Origin of the sequence: Flavobacterium geliluteum (assembly GCF_017948595.1) — a bacterium.
GTDB lineage: Bacteria > Bacteroidota > Bacteroidia > Flavobacteriales > Flavobacteriaceae > Flavobacterium > Flavobacterium flavipigmentatum.
Map to the genome: position 1 here is coordinate 95,462 of NZ_JAGFBV010000001.1, position 21,088 is coordinate 116,549.

The 21,088-nt window shown below is 34.2% G+C and carries 16 protein-coding genes; 15 read left to right on the forward strand and 1 reads right to left on the reverse strand.

Going from position 1 to position 21,088, the window contains the following annotated elements; translation table 11 throughout:
- Positions 1-143 precede the first annotated feature (143 nt).
- Positions 144-656, forward strand: a complete 513-nt coding sequence (locus tag J3495_RS00365; RefSeq protein ID WP_210664577.1) for a DUF4920 domain-containing protein — start codon at positions 144-146, stop codon at positions 654-656.
- 639 nt (positions 657-1,295) lie between these two features.
- Here the strand turns inward: J3495_RS00365 and J3495_RS00370 are convergent.
- Positions 1,296-1,685: an SPOR domain-containing protein gene (locus J3495_RS00370; protein ID WP_210664578.1), complete on the reverse strand. Its 390-nt coding sequence runs from the start codon at positions 1,683-1,685 to the stop codon at positions 1,296-1,298.
- Positions 1,686-1,903: 218 nt separating this feature from the next.
- On the opposite strand from J3495_RS00370, the gene J3495_RS00375 reads away from it, so the two are divergent.
- The 14 genes from J3495_RS00375 to ruvA all read left to right on the forward strand — a co-directional run bounded on the left by J3495_RS00375 (position 1,904) and on the right by ruvA (position 21,074).
- Entirely contained in the window at positions 1,904-3,229 is a 1,326-nt protein-coding gene (locus tag J3495_RS00375) for a c-type cytochrome (protein ID WP_210664579.1), read from the forward strand.
- A 32-nt stretch (positions 3,230-3,261) separates the two neighbouring features.
- Positions 3,262-6,315: a TAT-variant-translocated molybdopterin oxidoreductase gene (locus J3495_RS00380; RefSeq protein WP_210664580.1), complete on the forward strand. Its 3,054-nt coding sequence runs from the start codon at positions 3,262-3,264 to the stop codon at positions 6,313-6,315.
- Positions 6,316-6,353: 38 nt separating this feature from the next.
- The gene (nrfD, locus tag J3495_RS00385) at positions 6,354-7,754 is read left to right on the forward strand and encodes an NrfD/PsrC family molybdoenzyme membrane anchor subunit (protein WP_210664581.1); all 1,401 of its coding nucleotides are present in this window, start codon (positions 6,354-6,356) and stop codon (positions 7,752-7,754) included.
- Positions 7,747-8,271 carry a DUF3341 domain-containing protein gene (locus J3495_RS00390; protein ID WP_074660560.1) on the forward strand — a complete coding sequence of 175 codons (525 nt, stop codon included), beginning with the start codon at positions 7,747-7,749 and terminating at the stop codon, positions 8,269-8,271. Before nrfD ends, J3495_RS00390 begins: the two co-directional genes overlap by 8 nt.
- A gap of 8 nt (positions 8,272-8,279) precedes the next feature.
- A complete protein-coding gene (locus J3495_RS00395; protein WP_210664582.1) occupies positions 8,280-8,825 on the forward strand; it encodes a c-type cytochrome in 546 nt (181 codons plus the stop codon).
- Between the two features lie 27 nt (positions 8,826-8,852).
- Positions 8,853-10,250, forward strand: coding sequence for a cation-translocating P-type ATPase (locus tag J3495_RS00400; RefSeq protein ID WP_210664583.1), 1,398 nt, complete (start codon positions 8,853-8,855; stop codon positions 10,248-10,250).
- Positions 10,251-10,269: 19 nt separating this feature from the next.
- Entirely contained in the window at positions 10,270-11,460 is a 1,191-nt protein-coding gene (locus J3495_RS00405) for a cytochrome c oxidase subunit II (protein WP_210664584.1), read from the forward strand.
- Between the two features lie 31 nt (positions 11,461-11,491).
- Positions 11,492-13,288, forward strand: a complete 1,797-nt coding sequence (locus J3495_RS00410) for a cytochrome c oxidase subunit I (RefSeq protein WP_210664585.1) — start codon at positions 11,492-11,494, stop codon at positions 13,286-13,288.
- A gap of 110 nt (positions 13,289-13,398) precedes the next feature.
- Positions 13,399-14,421, forward strand: a complete 1,023-nt coding sequence (gene ruvB / locus J3495_RS00415; protein ID WP_210664586.1) for a Holliday junction branch migration DNA helicase RuvB — start codon at positions 13,399-13,401, stop codon at positions 14,419-14,421.
- Between the two features lie 9 nt (positions 14,422-14,430).
- Positions 14,431-15,777 carry a cytochrome P450 gene (locus J3495_RS00420; protein WP_210664587.1) on the forward strand — a complete coding sequence of 449 codons (1,347 nt, stop codon included), beginning with the start codon at positions 14,431-14,433 and terminating at the stop codon, positions 15,775-15,777.
- Positions 15,774-16,712, forward strand: a complete 939-nt coding sequence (gene queG / locus J3495_RS00425; protein ID WP_210664588.1) for a tRNA epoxyqueuosine(34) reductase QueG — start codon at positions 15,774-15,776, stop codon at positions 16,710-16,712. Before J3495_RS00420 ends, queG begins: the two co-directional genes overlap by 4 nt.
- Positions 16,713-17,536: 824 nt before the next feature.
- Complete coding sequence (locus J3495_RS00430; RefSeq protein WP_210664589.1) at positions 17,537-17,962, forward strand: CBS domain-containing protein; 426 nt, start codon at positions 17,537-17,539, stop codon at positions 17,960-17,962.
- A 161-nt stretch (positions 17,963-18,123) separates the two neighbouring features.
- Positions 18,124-20,415 carry an NADP-dependent malic enzyme gene (locus tag J3495_RS00435; RefSeq protein ID WP_210664590.1) on the forward strand — a complete coding sequence of 764 codons (2,292 nt, stop codon included), beginning with the start codon at positions 18,124-18,126 and terminating at the stop codon, positions 20,413-20,415.
- Between the two features lie 77 nt (positions 20,416-20,492).
- The gene (ruvA, locus tag J3495_RS00440) at positions 20,493-21,074 is read left to right on the forward strand and encodes a Holliday junction branch migration protein RuvA (RefSeq protein ID WP_210664591.1); all 582 of its coding nucleotides are present in this window, start codon (positions 20,493-20,495) and stop codon (positions 21,072-21,074) included.
- Positions 21,075-21,088 lie beyond the last annotated feature (14 nt).

Genomic DNA, 21,088 nt, shown 5'->3' on the forward strand with positions numbered 1-21,088 from the left:
TATATTTTAAAGTCCCATCGAAAGTTGGGACTTTTTTTATTGGGATACACGATAAAAATTTCAGTTTCCTTTGTTGATTGTGGTTGAAATAATATGTTATTTGTTTTAAATTTTATATTATTTTTGATAAAAAATATTTGTTTATGAAACCATTCCTATACTCAGTTCTTTTGTCGATCTGTATGTCAACTGTTTCCTTCTCACAAGAAGGTGAAGATATAAAAGTTGCTCCGCCAGCGGGTAATGCTTTGGTTGGTGATTATTACGGTGCCGATGTTAACAAAGTATCAGAAGAGAAAGCAATCTCTGTCGAAAAATTAGAAAGTAAGTTAGAAAGCACCAGTAAAGCAGAAAATGTTGTGGTAAAAGGTCTGGTGACCGATGTTTGTCCTAAGAAAGGATGTTGGCTTACTATTAAGACAGAAGACGGTTCTCCTTTCTTTGTAAAAATGAAGGATTATGCTTTTTTTGTTCCAACGGCTTTAAAAGGAAAACATGTGGTTTTAGAAGGTGTTGCTGAGAAGAAAATCACCTCTGTTAAAGAATTGAAACATTATGCAAAAGATGCTAAAAAAACAAAGGCGGAAATAGATGCTATTACGGCTCCAAAAGAAGAAATTAGTTTTCTAGCGGATGGAATTAAAGTGGTAAATTAAGTTTGCTGAAAATATAGCTGCTTTAAAAATTACAACATGAAGTCTCAACAAAAGTTGGGGCTTTTTTTGCTTTAAAGTAAATCGATCATTTTCGAAGTTTAGTAATTCCATCGATTTATGAAATAAGAAAAATGATACAATTAAATGTACATTTGTTTGACTCTTGAATCATATTAAAAATGAAGAAATTATCTTTTTTGAATTAAAAGAAAGATTAATTCTGTCGTAGATAAAATGATAAAAGAGCAGGATGTTAAATTTAATTATTATAAAAAAATATAAATTTATCGTTTTAGTTTTTATTTTAAATTTTTTACAACAGATGAAGAATACTACTCTTTTAGAACCTAAAATCTAGAAGGCGATTCATTTTATATTAAAACAGTTGTATTTCCGTATTTGGCAGTTGAGACAGATTATATTGCTATTTAGGATAAAAAAGAAAATAATAGATTTTTATTTAATGATGGATGCAAGACTTCTGTTTGATTGTGTAGGAAAAGGGAGTGAAAGGTACAAGCGAATACGGAAAGAGCTAAGTAATATAAAAAATAAATTAGTTTAGGTTCTAAAAGCTGAAATTTTGCATATAAAAAATGCCACTCATAAAAGTGGCATTTTTTATATGTTATGAGGATATTATTTTGAAGGTTTTAGAAGAAAAACACTTTTATATCTTTTTTTAATTTCGATCAAATTGCGTTCGGCTTCGATTCGGGTTTTAAAATTTCCCACCATAACTTTATAGTTCGGAGTATTAAAAATTATTGTTCCATCGATATCGCTAAATTCTCTTTTAAAGTCTGCTAACGTTTTTTTTGCTTCCTCGCTTTTGCCACTAAATATTTGAATTTTATATGTTTCATTTGTATTTATTGACGTGTTAATTTTGCGTTTATCATTCAATAATTGTTCAAATTTAGGATCTTGGTTTACTGTTAAATTTTGGTCTTGTGCATTAATATTGTATGCTAAAGTGAACATTGTTAATGTAAAGAAAACTCTGCTAGATGGGGTTAAAATTCTCATAATGTGATGGTTTTTGTGCAAAAATAGTATTTAAAGTCTGTTTGTAAAATTTTAATATTATTTAGAATTAATATAAATTGATATTTAAGAGTATTTTAAGGTTTTAAGAATAGTTCATAAGTCGTATTTTTGTCCAAGTTTTAAAAGAAGGTATTGTTTTTTTGTTCATTTGTTACAGAAAAAATCATACCAAAAATTAGTAGATAATTTTATACTATATGAAAAAGGTGGGTAACCATAATTCGATCTCAAGAAAATTGCTGTTTAGCTTATCGCTAACGTTTATTTTCTCCCTAACTTCATTTGCTCAAGAAGCTGCTGCTCCGGCAGCCCCTGATGCTGCTGCTCCTGCTGCAACTACAGGTGGTGATCCAGTAAAAGGGAAAGAACTTTTTAATGCAAATTGCGCTGCATGTCACAAATTAGATGCCAAATCAACGGGTCCTGCTTTAAGAGGAGTTGCTGCTAAGCATGATATGGCGTGGATCTACAAGTGGGTTCACAACAGCTCTGAAATGATTAAGTCAGGAGACGCTGTTGCAGTAAAATTGTTTGAGGAATATAACAAGTCTGTCATGACTGCTTTTCCTCAATTGTCAGAAGGTGATATTGATAATATTATCGCTTATACTTCAGAAGTTAAAGCTGAGCCTGTTGCAATGACTTCGGCTACTCCTCCAGATACTAAAGTTCAAGGTGGAGGTGTTTCGAATAATATTATTTTAGGTGCTCTAGCGCTTGTGATGGCTATTTTGGTTGTGATGTTGTTCATGGTGAACAAAGTTTTAACCAAGGTTGCGAGTAAAAATGGTATTGAGGTTGCTCCCAAAGCACCTACAACTCCAATTTGGAAAGCTTTTGCTAGAAATCAATTTTTAGTACTGGTAACATCTATATTTTTGCTTCTTGCTAGTGGATATTTTGTTTATGGATACTTGATGCAAGTGGGTGTGGATCAAAACTATGAGCCAATTCAGCCAATTCATTATTCTCACAAGATTCACGCTGGAGACAACGAGATCAATTGTAAGTATTGTCACTCTGCTGCTCGTGTTAGTAAAAATGCTGGTATTCCTTCTTTAAATATTTGTATGAACTGTCATAAAAACATTGCTGAGGTTGCTGAAACTACTGCTACTCCTGAGTACAGTAAAGCATTCTATGATGGTGAAATTCAAAAATTATATGATGCTGTTGGATGGGATAAGGCAACACAAACTTATACCGGAAAAACACAGCCTGTAAAATGGGTTCGTATTCATAATTTGCCTGATTTCGTATATTTTAACCACTCACAACACGTATCTGTTGCAGGTGTTGAATGTCAGACTTGTCACGGTCCGGTTGAAGAGTTTGAAATCATGAAGCAATATTCTAAATTAACAATGGGATGGTGTATTGATTGCCATAGAAAAACCGATGTTAAGATGGAAGGAAATGCATACTATGATAAAATTCATGCTGAACTTTCTAAAAAATACGGTGTAGAAAAATTGACTGCAGCGCAAATGGGAGGTTTAGAATGCGGCAAATGCCACTATTAATCGAATTATTAAGATTTTAATATTTATATAAAATGTCATCAAACAAAAAATACTGGAAAAGTGTTGAAGAACTAGAAAATAGTTCTATTGTTGAGGCGCTTAGAAATAACGAATTTGTTGAAGAAATTCCTACTGATGAATTCTTAGGGAATGCAGATGCTTTAGCTACATCTGGAACTTCACGTCGTGACTTTTTAAAGTACGTAGGATTTAGTACTGCGGCCGTAACTCTTGCTGCTTGCGAAGGTCCTGTTCACAAGTCGATACCTTATGTGTTGCAACCAGAACAAATCATTCCTGGTGTTGCAGATTATTATGCAACTACTGTTTTTGATGGTTTTGATTTTGCCAACCTTTTGGTAAAAACTCGCGAAGGTCGTCCAATTAAAATTGATAACAATACTATTTCTGGAGCTAAGTTTTCTGCCAATGCTAGAATTCATGCGTCTATCCTGTCATTATACGATAGTATGCGTTTGAAAGAACCTAAGTTGGAAGGAAAAGATACTACTTGGTCTGCAGTTGATTTGAAAATTAAATCAAGTATTGCTGATGCAAAAGCAAAAGGAGGACAAGTTGTATTGTTGACTAATACTTTGGCAAGTCCATCAACTGAGAAATTAATTGGTGAATTTATTGCTAAAAATCCAAATGCAAAACATGTCGTTTACGATGCTGTTTCTTCTTCGGAAGCTTTAGATGCATTCGAAACTGTTTACGGAGAAAGAGCTTTGGTTGATTATGATTTTTCAAAAGCTTCTTTAATTGTTTCTGTTGGAGCTGATTTCTTAGGAGATTGGCAAGGTGGTGGATACGATGCTGGTTATGCTAAAGGACGTATTCCTCAAAACGGAAAAATGTCTCGTCATTTTCAGTTCGAATCAAATATGACATTATCTGGAGCTGCTGCTGATAAGCGTGTTCCAATGACTATAGCTAATCAAAAGCAAGCTCTAGTTCAAATATATAATATAGTTGTAGGTGCTAATGTTGCTGTCTCTTTAGAGGCTGCCTTTAAAAACGAAGTTGTAAAAGCTGCTCAACAGCTTAAAGCTGCCGGTTCTAAAGGAGTTTTAGTATCGGGCTTAGAAGATAAAAATGCACAATTATTAGTTTTGGCTATCAATCAGGTATTGTCTAGCGAAGCTTTTAATACTGCTGGTACAAGACAAATTAGAAAAGGTTCTAACGCTACAGTTGCACAACTATTAAAAGACATGAACGCAGGAAGTGTTCATACTTTAATTATGAGTGGAGTTAATCCAGTGTATACTTTGGCAGATGCCCCTTCTTTTGAAGCTGGATTGAAAAAAGTAAAAACTTCTGTTGCATTTTCTTTAAAAGAAGATGAGACAGCTTTACTTACTACTATTGCTGCTCCAGCTCCTCATTATTTAGAAGCTTGGGGTGATGTTATGATTACAAAAGGAACTTATAGCTTGACTCAGCCAACCATTCGTCCTATTTTCAATACAAAACAATTTCAAGATGTTTTACTATCATTAAACGGAACTCCTGGAACTTTTTACGATTATATCAAAGCCAATTCGGGTGGTATTATTGCAGGTTCTTCTTGGAATCAAGTTTTGCATGATGGTGTTTTTGTGTTAGGATCTACAGCTTTAACAGGAGGTTCTTATGACTATTCTGCAGCTGCTGGTGCCTTGTCTAAATCAAAATCTATTGGTGATTTTGAGTTAGTATTGTACACAAAAACTGGTTTAGGTGACGGGCAACAAGCAAACAATCCTTGGTTGCAAGAGTTTCCAGATCCAATTACAAGAGTTTCTTGGGATAATTACGTAACCGTTTCGAATGCAGATGCCAAAAAACTTGGATTATCTAATGAAATTGTTGCAAACGGTGGTTTAAACGGAAGCTATGCTACAATTACTACTGCTGATGGTTTAAAACTTGAAAAAGTACCTGTAATTGTTCAACCAGGACAAGCTGTTGGTACACTAGGTTTAGCTGTTGGTTATGGTCGTAAGGCTGCTTTAAAAGACGAAATGCAGGTAGGTTTAAACGCTTACGCTTTATATAAAAATTTCAATAGTGTTCAATCTGTTTCTATTGCGAAAGCAAATGGAGAGCATGAGTTTGCTTGTGTTCAAGGTCAGAAAACATTAATGGGCAGAGGAGATATTATTAAAGAAACTACTCTTAAGATTTTCAATGAAGAGGATGCTGAATATTGGAACGAACAACCAATGGTATCTTTAGATCACGAAGAAGTTAAGGCTACAACAGTTGATTTATGGGAATCATTTGATCGTTCTACAGGACATCACTTTAATCTTTCTATAGATTTGAACGCTTGTACAGGTTGTGGAGCATGTGTTATTGCTTGTCATGCTGAGAACAATGTTCCTGTTGTTGGAAAAGCAGAGGTAAGAAGAAGTCGTGATATGCACTGGTTGCGTATTGACAGATATTACTCTTCAGAAAGTACTTTTGAAGGGGATAATGAAAGAAAAGAGAATATTGCTGGTTTATCTAGTTCATTGTCTACTTTTAATGAGATGGAAAAAGCAGGAGATAATCCTCAAGTTGCTTTCCAGCCTGTAATGTGTCAACATTGTAACCACGCACCATGTGAAACTGTTTGTCCTGTTGCTGCAACATCTCACAGTCGTCAAGGTCAAAACCACATGGCATACAACAGATGTGTAGGTACTCGTTATTGTGCCAACAACTGTCCTTATAAAGTACGTCGTTTTAACTGGTTCTTGTACAACAAAAACAGTGAATTTGATTATCACATGAATGATGATTTAGGTCGCATGGTATTAAACCCAGACGTAAACGTTCGTTCTCGTGGAGTTATGGAGAAATGTTCTATGTGTATTCAAATGACACAAGCTACTATATTAAAAGCTAAAAAAGAAGGTCGCCCAGTTGTTGACGGAGAATTCCAAACAGCATGTTCAAGTGCTTGTTCTTCTGGAGCGATGATATTTGGTGATGTTAATGATAAAGAAAGTAAAGTTGCCAAGTTGGCTGCTGACGAAAGATCATATCACTTGTTGGAGCATGTTGGAACAAAACCTAATGTGGTTTACCATGTTAAAGTTAGAAATACGTAGTACAAAAAATTATTAATTAAGAAACAATATAAAGGATTATGTCGTCTCATTACGAAGCACCCATTAGAAAACCTTTAGTTATAGGTGATAAATCTTATCACGACGTAACAGTAGATGTAGCTGCGCCTGTTGAAGGACCTGCAAATAAACATTGGTGGATTGTATTTTCAATCGCATTAATAGCCTTCCTTTGGGGATTAGGCTGTATAATATACACCGTATCTACCGGTATCGGAACTTGGGGATTAAATAAAACAGTTGGTTGGGCTTGGGATATCACGAACTTCGTTTGGTGGGTTGGTATTGGTCACGCTGGAACATTGATTTCTGCGGTATTATTACTTTTCCGTCAACGTTGGAGAATGGCTATTAACCGTTCTGCAGAAGCAATGACTATTTTCTCAGTAGTTCAGGCTGGTTTATTTCCAATTATTCACATGGGTCGTCCATGGTTAGCGTATTGGGTTTTACCTATTCCAAATCAGTTTGGATCTCTTTGGGTAAACTTTAACTCGCCATTACTTTGGGACGTATTCGCAATTTCAACGTATCTTTCGGTATCATTAGTTTTCTGGTGGACTGGTTTACTTCCTGATTTTGCAATGCTACGTGATAGAGCAGTAACACCTTTTACAAAAAAAGTATATTCTATCCTTAGTTTTGGATGGAGTGGAAGAGCAAAAGACTGGCAACGTTTTGAAGAAGTATCTTTGGTACTTGCAGGTTTGGCTACACCACTTGTACTTTCTGTACATACTATTGTATCGATGGACTTTGCTACTTCTGTAATTCCAGGATGGCATACTACCATTTTTCCTCCGTACTTCGTTGCTGGAGCGGTATTCTCAGGATTTGCTATGGTAAATACCTTGCTTATTGTCATGAGAAAAGTTTCTAATCTTGAAGCATATATTACTTTACAACATATAGAATTGATGAATATAGTAATCATGATTACTGGTTCTATTGTAGGGGTTGCTTATATTACCGAGTTATTCGTAGCATGGTATTCAGGAGTTGAATATGAGCAATACGCTTTCTTAAACAGAGCTACTGGACCTTACTGGTGGGCATATTGGTCAATGATGACCTGTAATGTTTTTTCTCCACAATTTATGTGGTTCAAAAAACTAAGAACAAGTATCATGTTTTCATTTATTATTTCGATTGTGGTAAACATCGGAATGTGGTTTGAAAGATTCGTAATTATCGTTACTTCTTTACATAGAGATTATCTTCCATCTTCTTGGACAATGTTTTCACCAACATTTGTTGATATTGGAATTTTCATCGGAACAATTGGTTTCTTCTTTGTATTATTTTTACTGTACTCAAGAACATTCCCTGTAATTGCTCAGGCAGAGGTAAAAACAATTTTGAAAGGAACAGGAGATAATTACATTAGAGAAAGAGCAAATAAAGATTCACATCATGAGTAATAAAGTAATATACGCCATTTATAATGACGATGATATTTTGATGGATGCAGTAAAGAAAACCAGAGCTGCGCATCATCATATTGAAGAAGTTTTTACTCCATTCCCTGTTCACGGTTTGGATAAAGCTATGGGTTTAGCACCAACAAGATTAGCTATTTGTGCTTTCTTATATGGTTGTGTTGGTATTTCTGTTGCAACAACTATGATGAGTTATATAATGATTCATGACTGGCCTCAGGATATTGGTGGAAAACCAAGTTTTAGTTTCATTCAGAATATGCCTGCATTTGTGCCTATTATGTTTGAGATGACAGTATTTTTTGCTGCCCACTTAATGGTAATAACTTTTTATATGAGAAGTAGATTATGGCCATTTAAAGAAGCTGAAAATCCTGATGTAAGAACAACAGATGACCATTTTTTAATGGAAGTTGCTGTAAACAATAACGAAGCAGAACTAGTTTCTTTTTTCGAAGGTACAGGAGCAGTTGAAGTTAAAGTAATTGAAAAGAATTAATTGTAGCTATGAAAAGGATATATAAAATAACACTTTTAGTTGGTATAACTATTTTAGTTTCATCTTGCCACAATAATTCGGCACCAAACTATCAGTATTTCCCAAATATGTATGAATCTGTAGGGTATGAAACTTATTCAGAAGCAAAAGTATTTAAGGGAGGAAAAGAAGGACAACTTCCTGCAGAAGGAACTATCAATAGAGGTTTTGTGCCTTATGAATACCCAAATACCACTGAAGGTTATGAATTGGCTAAAGCTAATTTAATGTCACCTTTGGCTGCTGCTGAAAGAAATTCTGAAAAAGGTAAAGAACTTTTTGAAATTTATTGTATCAGTTGTCATGGTGCATCTGGAAACGGTAAAGGTAAATTGGTTGAGAGAGAAAAATTTCTTGGAGTACCTAGTTATAAAGACAGAGTTATTACTGAAGGAAGTGTCTTTCATGTTGTAACTTATGGTTTAAATTCAATGGGTTCCCATGCAAATCAATTAAGTGCCCACGAACGTTGGTTAGTTGCTGACTATGTTCTAAAACTAAAAAGCCAATTATAATTGTTGAACAAACTGATCGTAATAGATATGTATACATTTTCAAGTAAATTAAAAACTTTTTCTATCATTCTAATGGCCGTTGGTATATTAGGAATTGGGTATGGTTTTTTAAGTGCTCCTAAAGATATTCAAGAAGTTGAAAAATTACTAGCTGCAGATGCAAATGGCGGACACGGTGCTGCTCACGGAGAGACAGCAGAGACTTCGCATAAAGAAGCAGCAGGTCATCACGAAGTTGCTGTTACCGAGCATGAATCACACGAAGGTGGAGAGCACGCAAAATTTGGCGCTAAGGATGAAAACAAAGAACATTTAACTCACGTTTTACACCAATTACAAAACAAACCTTGGTCTGCGTTGTATGTTGCTTGTATTTTCTTCTTGTTGCTTTCTATGGGTGTTTTGGCATTTTATGCTATTCAGCAAGTAGCTCAAGCAGGTTGGTCTCCGGTACTTTTTAGAGTTATGCAGGGTATTACAGCTTATTTGCCTGTTGGTTCTTTGATCTTCTTTATTATTCTGGTACTTTGTGGATTACACTTAAATCATATTTTTGTATGGTTGGGTGAAGGAGTTACAGATCCTAAGAGTGAGCATTATGATGCTATTATTGCTGGTAAAGCGGGTTATTTAAATTTTCCGTTTTGGATCGCTAGAGCTGCAATATTTTTATTAGGATGGAACTTATATCGTTACTATTCTAGAAAAAATTGTTTGGCTCAGGATGAAGCTAATGACGATTTAAACTATAAAAAGAATTTCAAACAATCTGCTGGATTTTTAGTTTTCTTTATTGTTTCTGAATCTATTATGTCTTGGGACTGGATTATGTCTTTTGATCCACATTGGTTCAGTACATTATTTGGTTGGTATGTATTTGCTTCTTTCTTTGTAAGTGGTATTACGACAATCGCTTTGGTTACTATATACTTAAAATCTAAAGGATATTTAGAATATGTAAATACAAGTCACATTCACGATTTAGCTAAATTTATGTTTGGGATTAGTGTATTTTGGACATATTTATGGTTCTCTCAATTTATGTTGATCTGGTACGCAAATATTCCTGAAGAGGTTACTTATTTTGTCACAAGAATTCAATTATACAACTTGCCTTTCTTTGGTGCTGTCGTGATGAATTTTGTATTCCCATTATTGATATTAATTAATACAGATTTCAAACGTATTAGTTGGGTTATTGTAATGGCTGGTATTGTTATTCTATTAGGTCATTATGTTGATTTCTTTAATATGATTATGCCGGGTACAGTTGGAGATAAATGGTTCATTGGAGTTTCTGAAATTGCATCTATTCTTTTCTTCCTAGGTTTGTTTATTTTTGTTGTTTTCACAGCATTGACTAAATCTCCTTTGTTGGCAAAAAGAAATCCTTTTATAGAAGAAAGTAAACATTTTCATTATTAATATTTAAAGAAATAAACAGATGACAAGTTTGTTGGTAATTATAGTTTTAGTTTTATTAGCAGTTGCTTTGTGGCAATTGACCAAGATTTTTGATCTTACTCAAGTAGGATCTTCTTCGGACGATTCACAAGTTGCATCAGATAATGATAATAATGTTCAGGGATATATTATGTTCGGGTTTTTGGCCTTTATATATATATTTACAATTTATGGTTTATTAAAATGGGGTAATTTAGCACTTCATACTCCAGCTTCAGAGCATGGTTCTTTAGTAGACAGTTTGATGAATATTACTTGGGTATTAATCTTTACAGTTCAAATTATTACGCAAGGTTTACTATATTGGTTTTCTTTTAAATATAAAGGGAATAAAGATAAAAAAGCATTGTTTTTTGCTGATAGTAATAAATTAGAAGCAATTTGGAGTATTATCCCTTCAGTTGTTTTAGCAGTTTTGATTCTTTACGGGCTATATGCTTGGAATAACATTATGTTTGTTGATAAAGATGAAGATGTTATTGAAATCGAATTATACGCACAACAATTTAAATGGACAGCAAGATATGCAGGCCAAGATAACGTATTAGGAAAAGCAAATGTTCGTTTGATTGAAGGTATCAATACTTTAGGTGTTGATATGTCTGATCCTAACGCTCAGGATGATATTATTGTTTCTGAATTGCATATTCCGAAAGGAAAAAAAGTACATTTCAAAATGCGTTCTCAAGATGTATTACACTCAGCTTACATGCCTCATTTTAGAGCGCAAATGAACTGTGTTCCTGGTATGGTAACTGAATTTGCTTTTATTCCAACTTATACAACTGCAGAATACAGAGAGTTGCCTTTTATGGTTGAAAAAATAGCAAACATCAACAAAATTAGAGCTGTAAAAAGTGCTGAATTAGTTGCACAAGGCGGAACGGCTTTAGATCCTTATACATTTGATTATTTATTATTATGTAATAAAATTTGTGGTGCATCGCATTACAACATGCAAATGAAAATTGTGGTTGATTCTCCGGCAGAATACAAAAAATGGTTGAGCGAGAAAACTACATTATCTCAGGATATCAAAGCTGCAGCAGCTGCAGAAAAAACAGCTGAAGGAGCTGAATCAACGAAAGATAGTACTAGTGCTGTAAATGATACTGTAAAAGCAGTTATCGATACTGTTAAGGCAGTTGTGGCTAAAGTAGCGATGAAATAATATTTATTAAGAAAATTTAAAGTATACATATATGTCAGCAGAAGCACACGATCACGGACACGATCACGAGCACGAACATCATCATAAAGAGACTTTCATTACTAAATATATCTTTAGTATTGATCACAAAATGATTGCTAAACAATACTTGATTACAGGTATTATTATGGGAATCATAGGTATTGCAATGTCTTTGCTTTTTAGAATGCAATTGGCTTGGCCTGAAGAGTCTTTCAAAATTTTTAATGTATTATTAGGAGATAAATTTGCACCAAATGGTGTAATGGCCAACGATATTTATTTGGCTTTGGTTACCATACATGGTACCATCATGGTATTCTTTGTATTGACTGCTGGTCTAAGTGGTACTTTTAGTAATTTGCTTATTCCTCTTCAAATTGGAGCACGAGATATGGCATCAGGTTTCATGAACATGATTTCATATTGGTTATTTTTCTTATCTGCTGTTATCATGGTGGCTTCATTGTTTGTCGAAGCAGGACCGGCTTCTGCGGGTTGGACAATTTATCCTCCTTTAAGTGCTTTACCACAAGCAATTCCAGGTTCTGGAACCGGTATGACTTTATGGTTAGTTTCGATGGCTATTTTTATTGCATCTTCATTAATGGGATCTTTAAATTACATTGTTACGGTTATCAATTTAAGAACTAAAGGAATGTCTATGACCAGACTTCCATTAACAATCTGGACGTTTTTTGTAACTGCTATTATTGGTGTTATTTCGTTCCCAGTTTTATTGTCTGCTGCCTTATTATTGATTTTTGACAGAAGTTTTGGTACTTCTTTCTTCTTATCTGATATTTATATTGCAGGAGAGGTTTTACACTACCAGGGTGGTTCGCCAGTTTTATTCGAACACTTATTTTGGTTCTTAGGACATCCTGAGGTTTATATTGTAATTTTGCCAGCAATGGGTCTAGTTTCTGAGATTATGGCTACGAATTCTCGTAAACCAATTTTCGGATATAGAGCGATGATCATGTCGGTTCTTGCAATTGCATTTTTATCTACAATTGTTTGGGGTCACCACATGTTTATTTCAGGTATGAATCCTTTCTTAGGATCTGTATTTACTTTTACTACTTTATTGATTGCAATTCCGTCTGCTGTAAAAGCGTTCAACTGGATCACAACTTTATGGAAGGGTAACCTACAATTCAATCCTGCTATGTTATTCTCAATCGGAATGGTTTCAACTTTCATCACTGGAGGTTTAACTGGAATCATTTTAGGAGATAGTACTTTAGATATTAATGTTCATGATACTTATTTTGTAATTGCTCACTTTCACCTTGTAATGGGTATCTCTGCACTTTACGGAATGTTTGGTGGAATTTACCATTGGTTTCCTAAAATGTACGGAAGAATGTTGAATAAGAATCTAGGTTATATTCACTTTTGGGTAACAGCAGTTTGTGCTTACGGAGTATTTTTTCCAATGCACTTTATCGGATTAGCTGGTTTGCCAAGACGTTACTATACCAATACAAACTTCCCATTATTTGATGATTTACAAAATGTGAATGTTTTAATTACTACATTCGCTTTAATAGGTGGAGCTTTCCAATTAGTATTTTTGTACAACTTTTTCAGTAGTATTTTCTATGGTAAAAAAGCAGTTCAAAATCCTTGGAGATCTACAACTTTAGAATGGACTACTCCTGTAGAGCACATTCACGGTAACTGGCCGGGAGAAATTCCTCACGTACACCGTTGGCCTTACGATTATAGTAATCCAAATCATGATGTAGATTTTGTACCGCAAAATGTACCAATGAAAGAAGGTGAAGAAGTTTTACATCACTAAAAAAATATAGAAAAGACTGTCAGTAATGATAGTCTTTTTTGTTTTAGTTAAAGTTTACGATGTCTAAATTTCATGTTTTACAAACTGATTAGTTTGTATATCTTTGTAAGATGAATGAAAATCTAGATCCTACTGCAAAAGGATACAATCCGGAAGAATTAGATCTCGAAAAAAGATTACGTCCACTATCATTTGATGATTTTGCAGGGCAAGATCAGGTTTTGGAGAATTTGAAAGTTTTTGTAGCAGCAGCCAATCAACGTGGTGAAGCGCTTGATCACACTTTGTTTCATGGGCCTCCTGGTTTAGGAAAAACCACTTTGGCTAATATTTTGGCCAATGAACTTGAAGTTGGAATTAAAATTACTTCTGGTCCTGTTTTAGATAAACCCGGTGATTTAGCAGGATTACTGACTAATCTTGAAGAGAGAGATGTATTATTTATAGACGAGATTCATCGTTTAAGTCCTATTGTAGAAGAATATTTATATTCTGCAATGGAAGATTTTAAAATTGATATTATGATCGAATCTGGGCCTAATGCCAGAACCGTTCAAATTAACTTAAATCCTTTTACACTTATTGGGGCAACAACTCGTTCGGGATTATTAACTGCTCCTATGCGTGCGCGTTTTGGTATTTCTTCACGTTTGCAATATTATACTACAGAGCTTCTAACTACAATTGTAGAAAGAAGTGCATCCATACTAAAAATGCCGATTTCACTTGATGCTGCTATCGAAATTGCAGGACGCAGCCGTGGAACACCTCGTATTGCTAATGCATTGTTGCGAAGAGTACGTGATTTTGCACAAATTAAAGGAAATGGAACTATAGATATCGAGATTGCACGTTATGCTTTAAAAGCGCTTAATGTAGATGCGCACGGTCTTGACGAAATGGATAATAAAATTTTATTAACGATTATTAATAAGTTTAAAGGAGGTCCTGTTGGACTTTCTACTTTGGCAACAGCAGTTTCTGAGAGTAGCGAGACTATCGAAGAAGTTTATGAACCATTCTTAATTCAGGAGGGATTTATTATGCGAACGCCCCGAGGACGCGAAGTTACCGATAAAGCTTATAAACATTTGGGCAAAATAAACACCAATATTCAAGGCGGATTATTTTAATAATTTAGAATGTTAGAAAATAAAAAATATACGTATCCGCCTAAACTTTCAATAGCTAAATTCTTTTTAGATGCAGAAGGAATTCGTCGTAATCCAATTCCATTTCATAAAAAGTATTTCGATAAATTGGGTGATTCTTTTTCTATCAAAATAGGGAGAACGAAACATGTAATATTATCAAGAGATAATGATGTTGCCCAATATATTTTACAAAAAAATCAAAAAAATTATCAGAAATCTCAAATCCAGACGGTTTATCTTTCAAAATATTTAGGACAAGGGCTTTTGACCGCCAATGGTGACTTCTGGTTAAAACAAAGACGTTTGATTCAGCCTGCTTTTCATAAACAGAAAATGAATCAGCTAGTCGAAAATATGGAAGTTATCATTGCTAATGAATTAGCATTTTTGACAAAGGATGAGCCTGTTGATCTTTTTGTTATAATGAGTCAATTGGCTTTTGATGTTGTGGCAAAGTCTTTATTTAAAATTTCGACAGCAGAAAACAAGTTTGATCGATTAAAATTTATTATCGAAGAAGTTCAAAATTTCTTAGTCAAAGAAATACGTCTTCCTCATAAAGCGTGGTGGTTTTCATTAAGTGGTCAGGTAAAAAAACATCGTTTACTGGCTTTAGAAAGCAATCAGATTATCAAGGAAATTGTAGAGGAAAGAGTAGCCTCAAAACAAGAAGTAAATGATTTGCTGAATATGCTTTTAGAAACTCGATATGAAGATACAGGCGAAGGAATGTCGGTAAATCAATTGATTGATGAAATCAAAATTTTGTTTATAGCCGGTCACGAGACAACTGCCAATGCGATGACTTTTACACTTTATCTTTTGGCTAAGCATCCGGAAATTCAGCATAAAATTTTACAGGAAATCCATCAAATAGAAGCAGAAACAGATAATGTTGTCGACAGATTGCAAAAAATGACGTATATAAATGCTGTTTTAAACGAATCTATGAGGCTGTATCCGCCTGCCTGGATTGTGGATAGGGAGAATGTTTCTGATGATAGTATTGGAGATTATAATTTATTAAAAGCAACTTTGATTGGTGTTTCTTTTTATGAATTACACAGAAATCCTAAATACTGGAAAAACCCGGAGGAATTTAATCCAGAACGATTTTTGGGAGAGCAAAAAAAGGAATCGATGCAATATTTTTATCCTTTTGGTGCGGGTCCCAGAATGTGCATCGGAGTTGGATTTGCTATTTACGAAATGTGTTTGACACTTTTCTATCTTGTAAAAAATTACGAAATAAAGGCTACAGGAGCCGATCTCCAACTTAATCCTTTGATAACTTTAAAGCCGGTAGGAGCACAAGTTATATTTTCTAAAAGATGACCCTCATTTCCCAAAAAAGTGATCATTCAAAATTCATAAAATCCGAGGCAAAAAGGCTTGGTTTTCTTTCTTGTGGGATATCGAAAGCTGGCTTTTTAGAAGAAGAAGCACCACGTTTAGAAAAATGGCTCAATAATAATTATCACGGCCAAATGACTTACATGGAAAATAATTTTGATAAACGTTTAGATCCAACTTTGCTTGTTGATGATGCTAAAAGTGTGGTCTCACTTTTGTTGAATTATTATCCATCAGAGATGCAAAATGAAGAGAGCTTTAAGATTTCAAAATATGCCTACGGGCAGGATTATCATTTTGTTATCAAAGAAAAATTAAAAGAATTTCTGCATTCTATTAATGAAAATATTGGTGAAGTTTCTGGGCGTGCTTTTGTTGATTCTGCTCCCGTTTTAGACAAGGCCTGGGCGGCCAAAAGTGGCTTGGGTTGGAGAGGTAAAAACAGTAATTTATTGACCCAAAAAGTAGGCTCTTTTTATTTTATAGCAGAGCTAATTATAGATTTAGATTTAGAATACGACCATGCTACTACAGATCATTGTGGTTCCTGCACTGCCTGCATAGACGCATGTCCAACGCAAGCCATTGTAGCTCCGTATGTGGTTGATGGTAGCAAATGCATTTCTTATTTTACGATCGAACTCAAAGAGAATATTCCCTATGAGATGAAAGGACAATTTGATGACTGGATGTTTGGTTGTGATACCTGTCAGGATGTTTGCCCGTGGAACCGATTTTCAAAACCTCATTCAGAACCTTTATTCAATACAAATCAAGATTTGCTCTCCTTTACAAAAAAAGACTGGGAAGAAATTACGGAAGAAACTTTTCGGGCTGTTTTTAAAAATTCTCCCATCAAAAGAACCAAATATGAGGGACTGAAACGCAATATTACATTTTTGAAATCTACTTTTTAAGATATTAGTTTAATATTTTTTCATTACTTTAAATATGTTATCTCATCATTTAAATTAAAAAAGGCGTTAATTTTATATAAAATACATTTTTAATAAGAAATAACACCAAATGATGAGATATTAAGAATTTGTAAGACTTTTTTTGGTCATTTGTTAGTGAAAATTTATGTTTTTTCCACAAATACCTGCGTTGTACTCCTTAAAACCTGTAATTCAACGTTTAATTAGGCTTTTTATCGACTAATGTAGTGATTAGTTAAGTCTTTGTATACTTTAGCACATCCAAAACTACCAAATTTAAGCGTAAGCATAATCTTAGAACCTATATACCTATGGTCTACACTTTATATTTTTTTTATATCAATTTCGAAAGCTTCATTTCAGAGCTCTTTATATATCTCTACCTCATTTCGCTCAATTTATTTCTGCTGATAATTTTCAATTCGAAGCAATCTCTTTACAATAGTGGTATTCCACAAATCAAGGCGGCGTATGCAAAACTTTACTCTTAAAAACGCATTTATTTAGGTTATTTGTTTCTGCCATGTGGCTGTAATTATGCATCTTAAAAGCTGTCACTAAATCTGGACAAGTAGTTAAGGCATTGTTTGCTTAGTGGTAGTTGTAAGTAGTATATGTTTTAGAAAAAAGTCAAAAAGTCTGAGATTTCATTAAAAAAGCAGTCAAATTTATTTCTTTTGATAAAAGAATGTTTTCTGTCTCTCTAAAATGATGTATTATATTCAAAAACAACTATTTAATAGTTTTTGGTTGTTTTCTTTATGGTATTTTTCTTAACTTTAGCTTTCTAAAATTTTTCAAATATGACTGTAAATCAAATATTAAGCACAAAAGGAAGAGATGTTTTTTCGGTACTGCCAACGACAACTGTATATGAAGCCTTGAAGGTGATGGGAGAAAAGAATATTGGAGCCATATTAGTAATAGAAGGTACTGATCTAAAAGGAATATTATCGGAAAGAGATTATGCTCGAAAAATTGTTTTGAAAGACAAATCATCAAAGGAAACTTTGGTGAGTGAAATCATGGAAAGCAATGTTTTTACCATAAAATCTACGGATAATATTGATACTTGCATGGAAATTATGAGTACAAAAAGAATTCGACATTTGCCCGTAAAAGATGAAGAAACCGTAGTCGGAATCATCTCGATAAGTGATGTGGTAAAAGCGATCATCGAAATTCAAAAAGATACCATAAACCATCTAAACTCTTATATTTCGCAATAAATTAAAGTAAAAATAAAATGTATAAAATAGTCTAAAATATGTTGGGCTATTTTTTTTGCTCGTTTGTTAAAAAGTTATTTTTGAGAAAAGAAATGTATAAAATCATGTCATTTTAAACCAAGACTTCTATCTTTGTAAGCTAGAATAAAAGCTAAAAACGAATGAGTAAAGACAATAAAAAAAGAGAAGCGTTACTGTATCATTCAGAACCAACTCCAGGGAAAATTCAGGTAGTTCCAACAAAAAAATACGCAACCCAAAGAGACTTATCATTGGCTTATTCGCCAGGTGTTGCAGAGCCATGTTTAGAGATTGCAAAAAACATTGATGATGTTTACAAATATACAGCCAAAGGCAATTTGGTTGCCGTAATTTCAAACGGTACAGCAGTGTTAGGACTTGGTGATATTGGTCCTGAAGCTTCTAAACCAGTGATGGAAGGAAAAGGCTTGTTGTTTAAAATTTTCTCTGATATAGATGTTTTTGATATCGAAATAAATACCAAAGATGTTGAAGAATTTATTCAAACAGTAAAAAATATTGCACCTACTTTTGGAGGTATTAATCTGGAGGATATCAAAGCTCCGGAATCTTTTGAAATTGAAAGAAGACTGGTAGAAGAACTGGATATTCCGGTGATGCATGACGATCAACATGGTACGGCAATTATTTCTTCGGCAGCTTTAATAAACGCTCTTGAATTGGCCGGTAAAAAAGCCGAAGACGTAAAAATGGTGGTTTCCGGTGCAGGTTCGGCTGCTTTGGCTTGTGCTGATTTGTATGTGTTATTAGGCGTAAAAGTTGAAAATATTTTAATGTTTAACAGCAAAGGACTTTTGACAAAAAATAATCCTTCGCTGTCAGAAATGCAGTTAAAATATGCTGTTGATATTCCTTCGGTTGATTTGAAAGAAGCATTAAAAGGCGCAGATATTTTCTTAGGATTATCTTCTGGAGATATCATGTCTGCAGAAATGTTATTAGGTATGGCGGATAATCCTATTGTTTTTGCAATGGCCAATCCAAATCCTGAAATCGATTATAATCTGGCCATAGCGACTCGTGATGACGTTATTATGGCTACAGGCCGTTCTGATTATCCTAATCAGGTGAATAACGTTCTGGGTTTTCCATATATTTTTAGAGGTGCGTTAGATGTTAGAGCGACAAAAATTAACGAAGCTATGAAAATGGCTGCGGTAAAAGCTTTGGCAATTTTAGCAAAAGAACCAGTTCCGGAGCAAGTAAATGTGGCGTATGGAGCAACAAAATTAGGTTTCGGAAGACAATACATTATTCCAAAACCATTTGATCCAAGATTGATTACGGTAGTAGCGCCTGCAGTTGCAAAAGCAGCTATGGATTCCGGAGTTGCAAAAAATCCTATTACAGATTGGGCAGCTTACGAAGACAAGCTTTTGGAGCGTTTAGGAAACGATAATAAAATGGTTCGATTGATTACAAATCGTGCAAAAATGGATCCTAAGAAAATTGTTTTTGCTGAGGCCGATCATTTGAATGTATTGAAAGCAGCTCAAATTGTGTATGAAGAAGGTATCGGATTCCCTATTTTATTAGGAAATAAAGAAATCATTCTGGAGCTTAAAGAAGAGTTAGGTTTTGAGGCCGATATTGAGATTATTGATCCTAAAACTAAAGAAGAAGAAGGTAGAAGAAACAGATTTGCCAATTCATACTGGAAAACAAGAGAAAGACGCGGAATTTCGTTGCTTGACTCACAAAAGATAATGCGTGAGCGTAATTATTTTGCAGCGATGATGGTAAACGAAGGAGAAGCGGATGCATTGGTTACAGGGCATTCCAGAAGTTATCCTTCGGTAGTAAAACCAATGTTGCAGCTGATAGAGAAAGCAAGTGGAGCTTCAATTGTTGCCACAGCAAATATGATGATGACGGCCAGAGGACCAATGTTTTTATCAGATACTGCAATCAATATTAATCCATCTTCACAAGAGTTGGTCAATATTGCTTTGATGACCGCTAAAACAGCTAAAATGTTTGGTGTTGAACCTGTAATGGCGATGGTTTCTTTTTCTAATTTTGGATCTTCAACACACGAAGGAGCGGCAAAAGTAAGAGAAGCAGTATCTTATTTACATAAAAATCATCCCGAACTGATTGTTGATGGAGAAATTCAGGCAGATTTTGCTTTGAATCCAGAGATGTTACAAGAAAAATTCCCTTTTTCTAAATTGGCAGGAAAAAAAGTAAATACATTGATTTTTCCTAATTTAGAGTCTGCAAATATTACTTATAAATTGCTAAAAGAGCTTTATAAAGTAGATTCTATCGGACCAATCATGATGGGAATGGGCAAACCAGTTCACGTTTTTCAATTGGGCGCAAGTGTTGAAGAAATGGTAAATATGGCTGCTATTGCTGTAATTGATGCACAGGAAAAAGAAAGCAAGAGAATTAAAGCAACCAAATAGGATAGTTCTGCGAAGTATCGGATGAAATTGTGGTATTATACATCAATTTTATTATATTTGGTACTATAAATTATACTATGATAGCACATTTGCAGGGGAAATTGGTAGAAAAAAATCCCACAGAAGTTGTAATAGACTGTGGAGGAGTGGGATATCACATAAATATATCTTTACACACCTTTTCCTTAATCCCTAAAACGGATTTTATAAAATTGTATACGCATCTTCTAATAAAAGAAGATGCGCATACTTTATTTGGTTTTGTCGAAAAATCTGAAAGAGAGATATTTAGAATGTTACTCTCTGTTTCGGGCATCGGAGCCAATATTGCCAGAACGATGTTGTCATCGCTGGAGCCAAAACAAATTATCAACGCCATTGCATCAGGAGATGTAGGTGTAATTCAATCTATCAAAGGCATCGGCAACAAAACTGCACAGCGAGTTATCCTTGATTTAAAAGAAAAAGTTTTAAAATTATATGATTTAGACGAAGTTTCTGTAGTTCAAAACAATACAAATAGAGATGAAGCGTTATCTGCTTTAGAAGTTTTAGGATTTATTAGAAAAACTTCTGAAAAAGTGGTAGAGAAAATCGTAAAAGAAGATCCAGAAGCTACGGTTGAATCTATCATTAAAAAAGCCTTGAAAAGTTTATAACGATCATTTAGAAA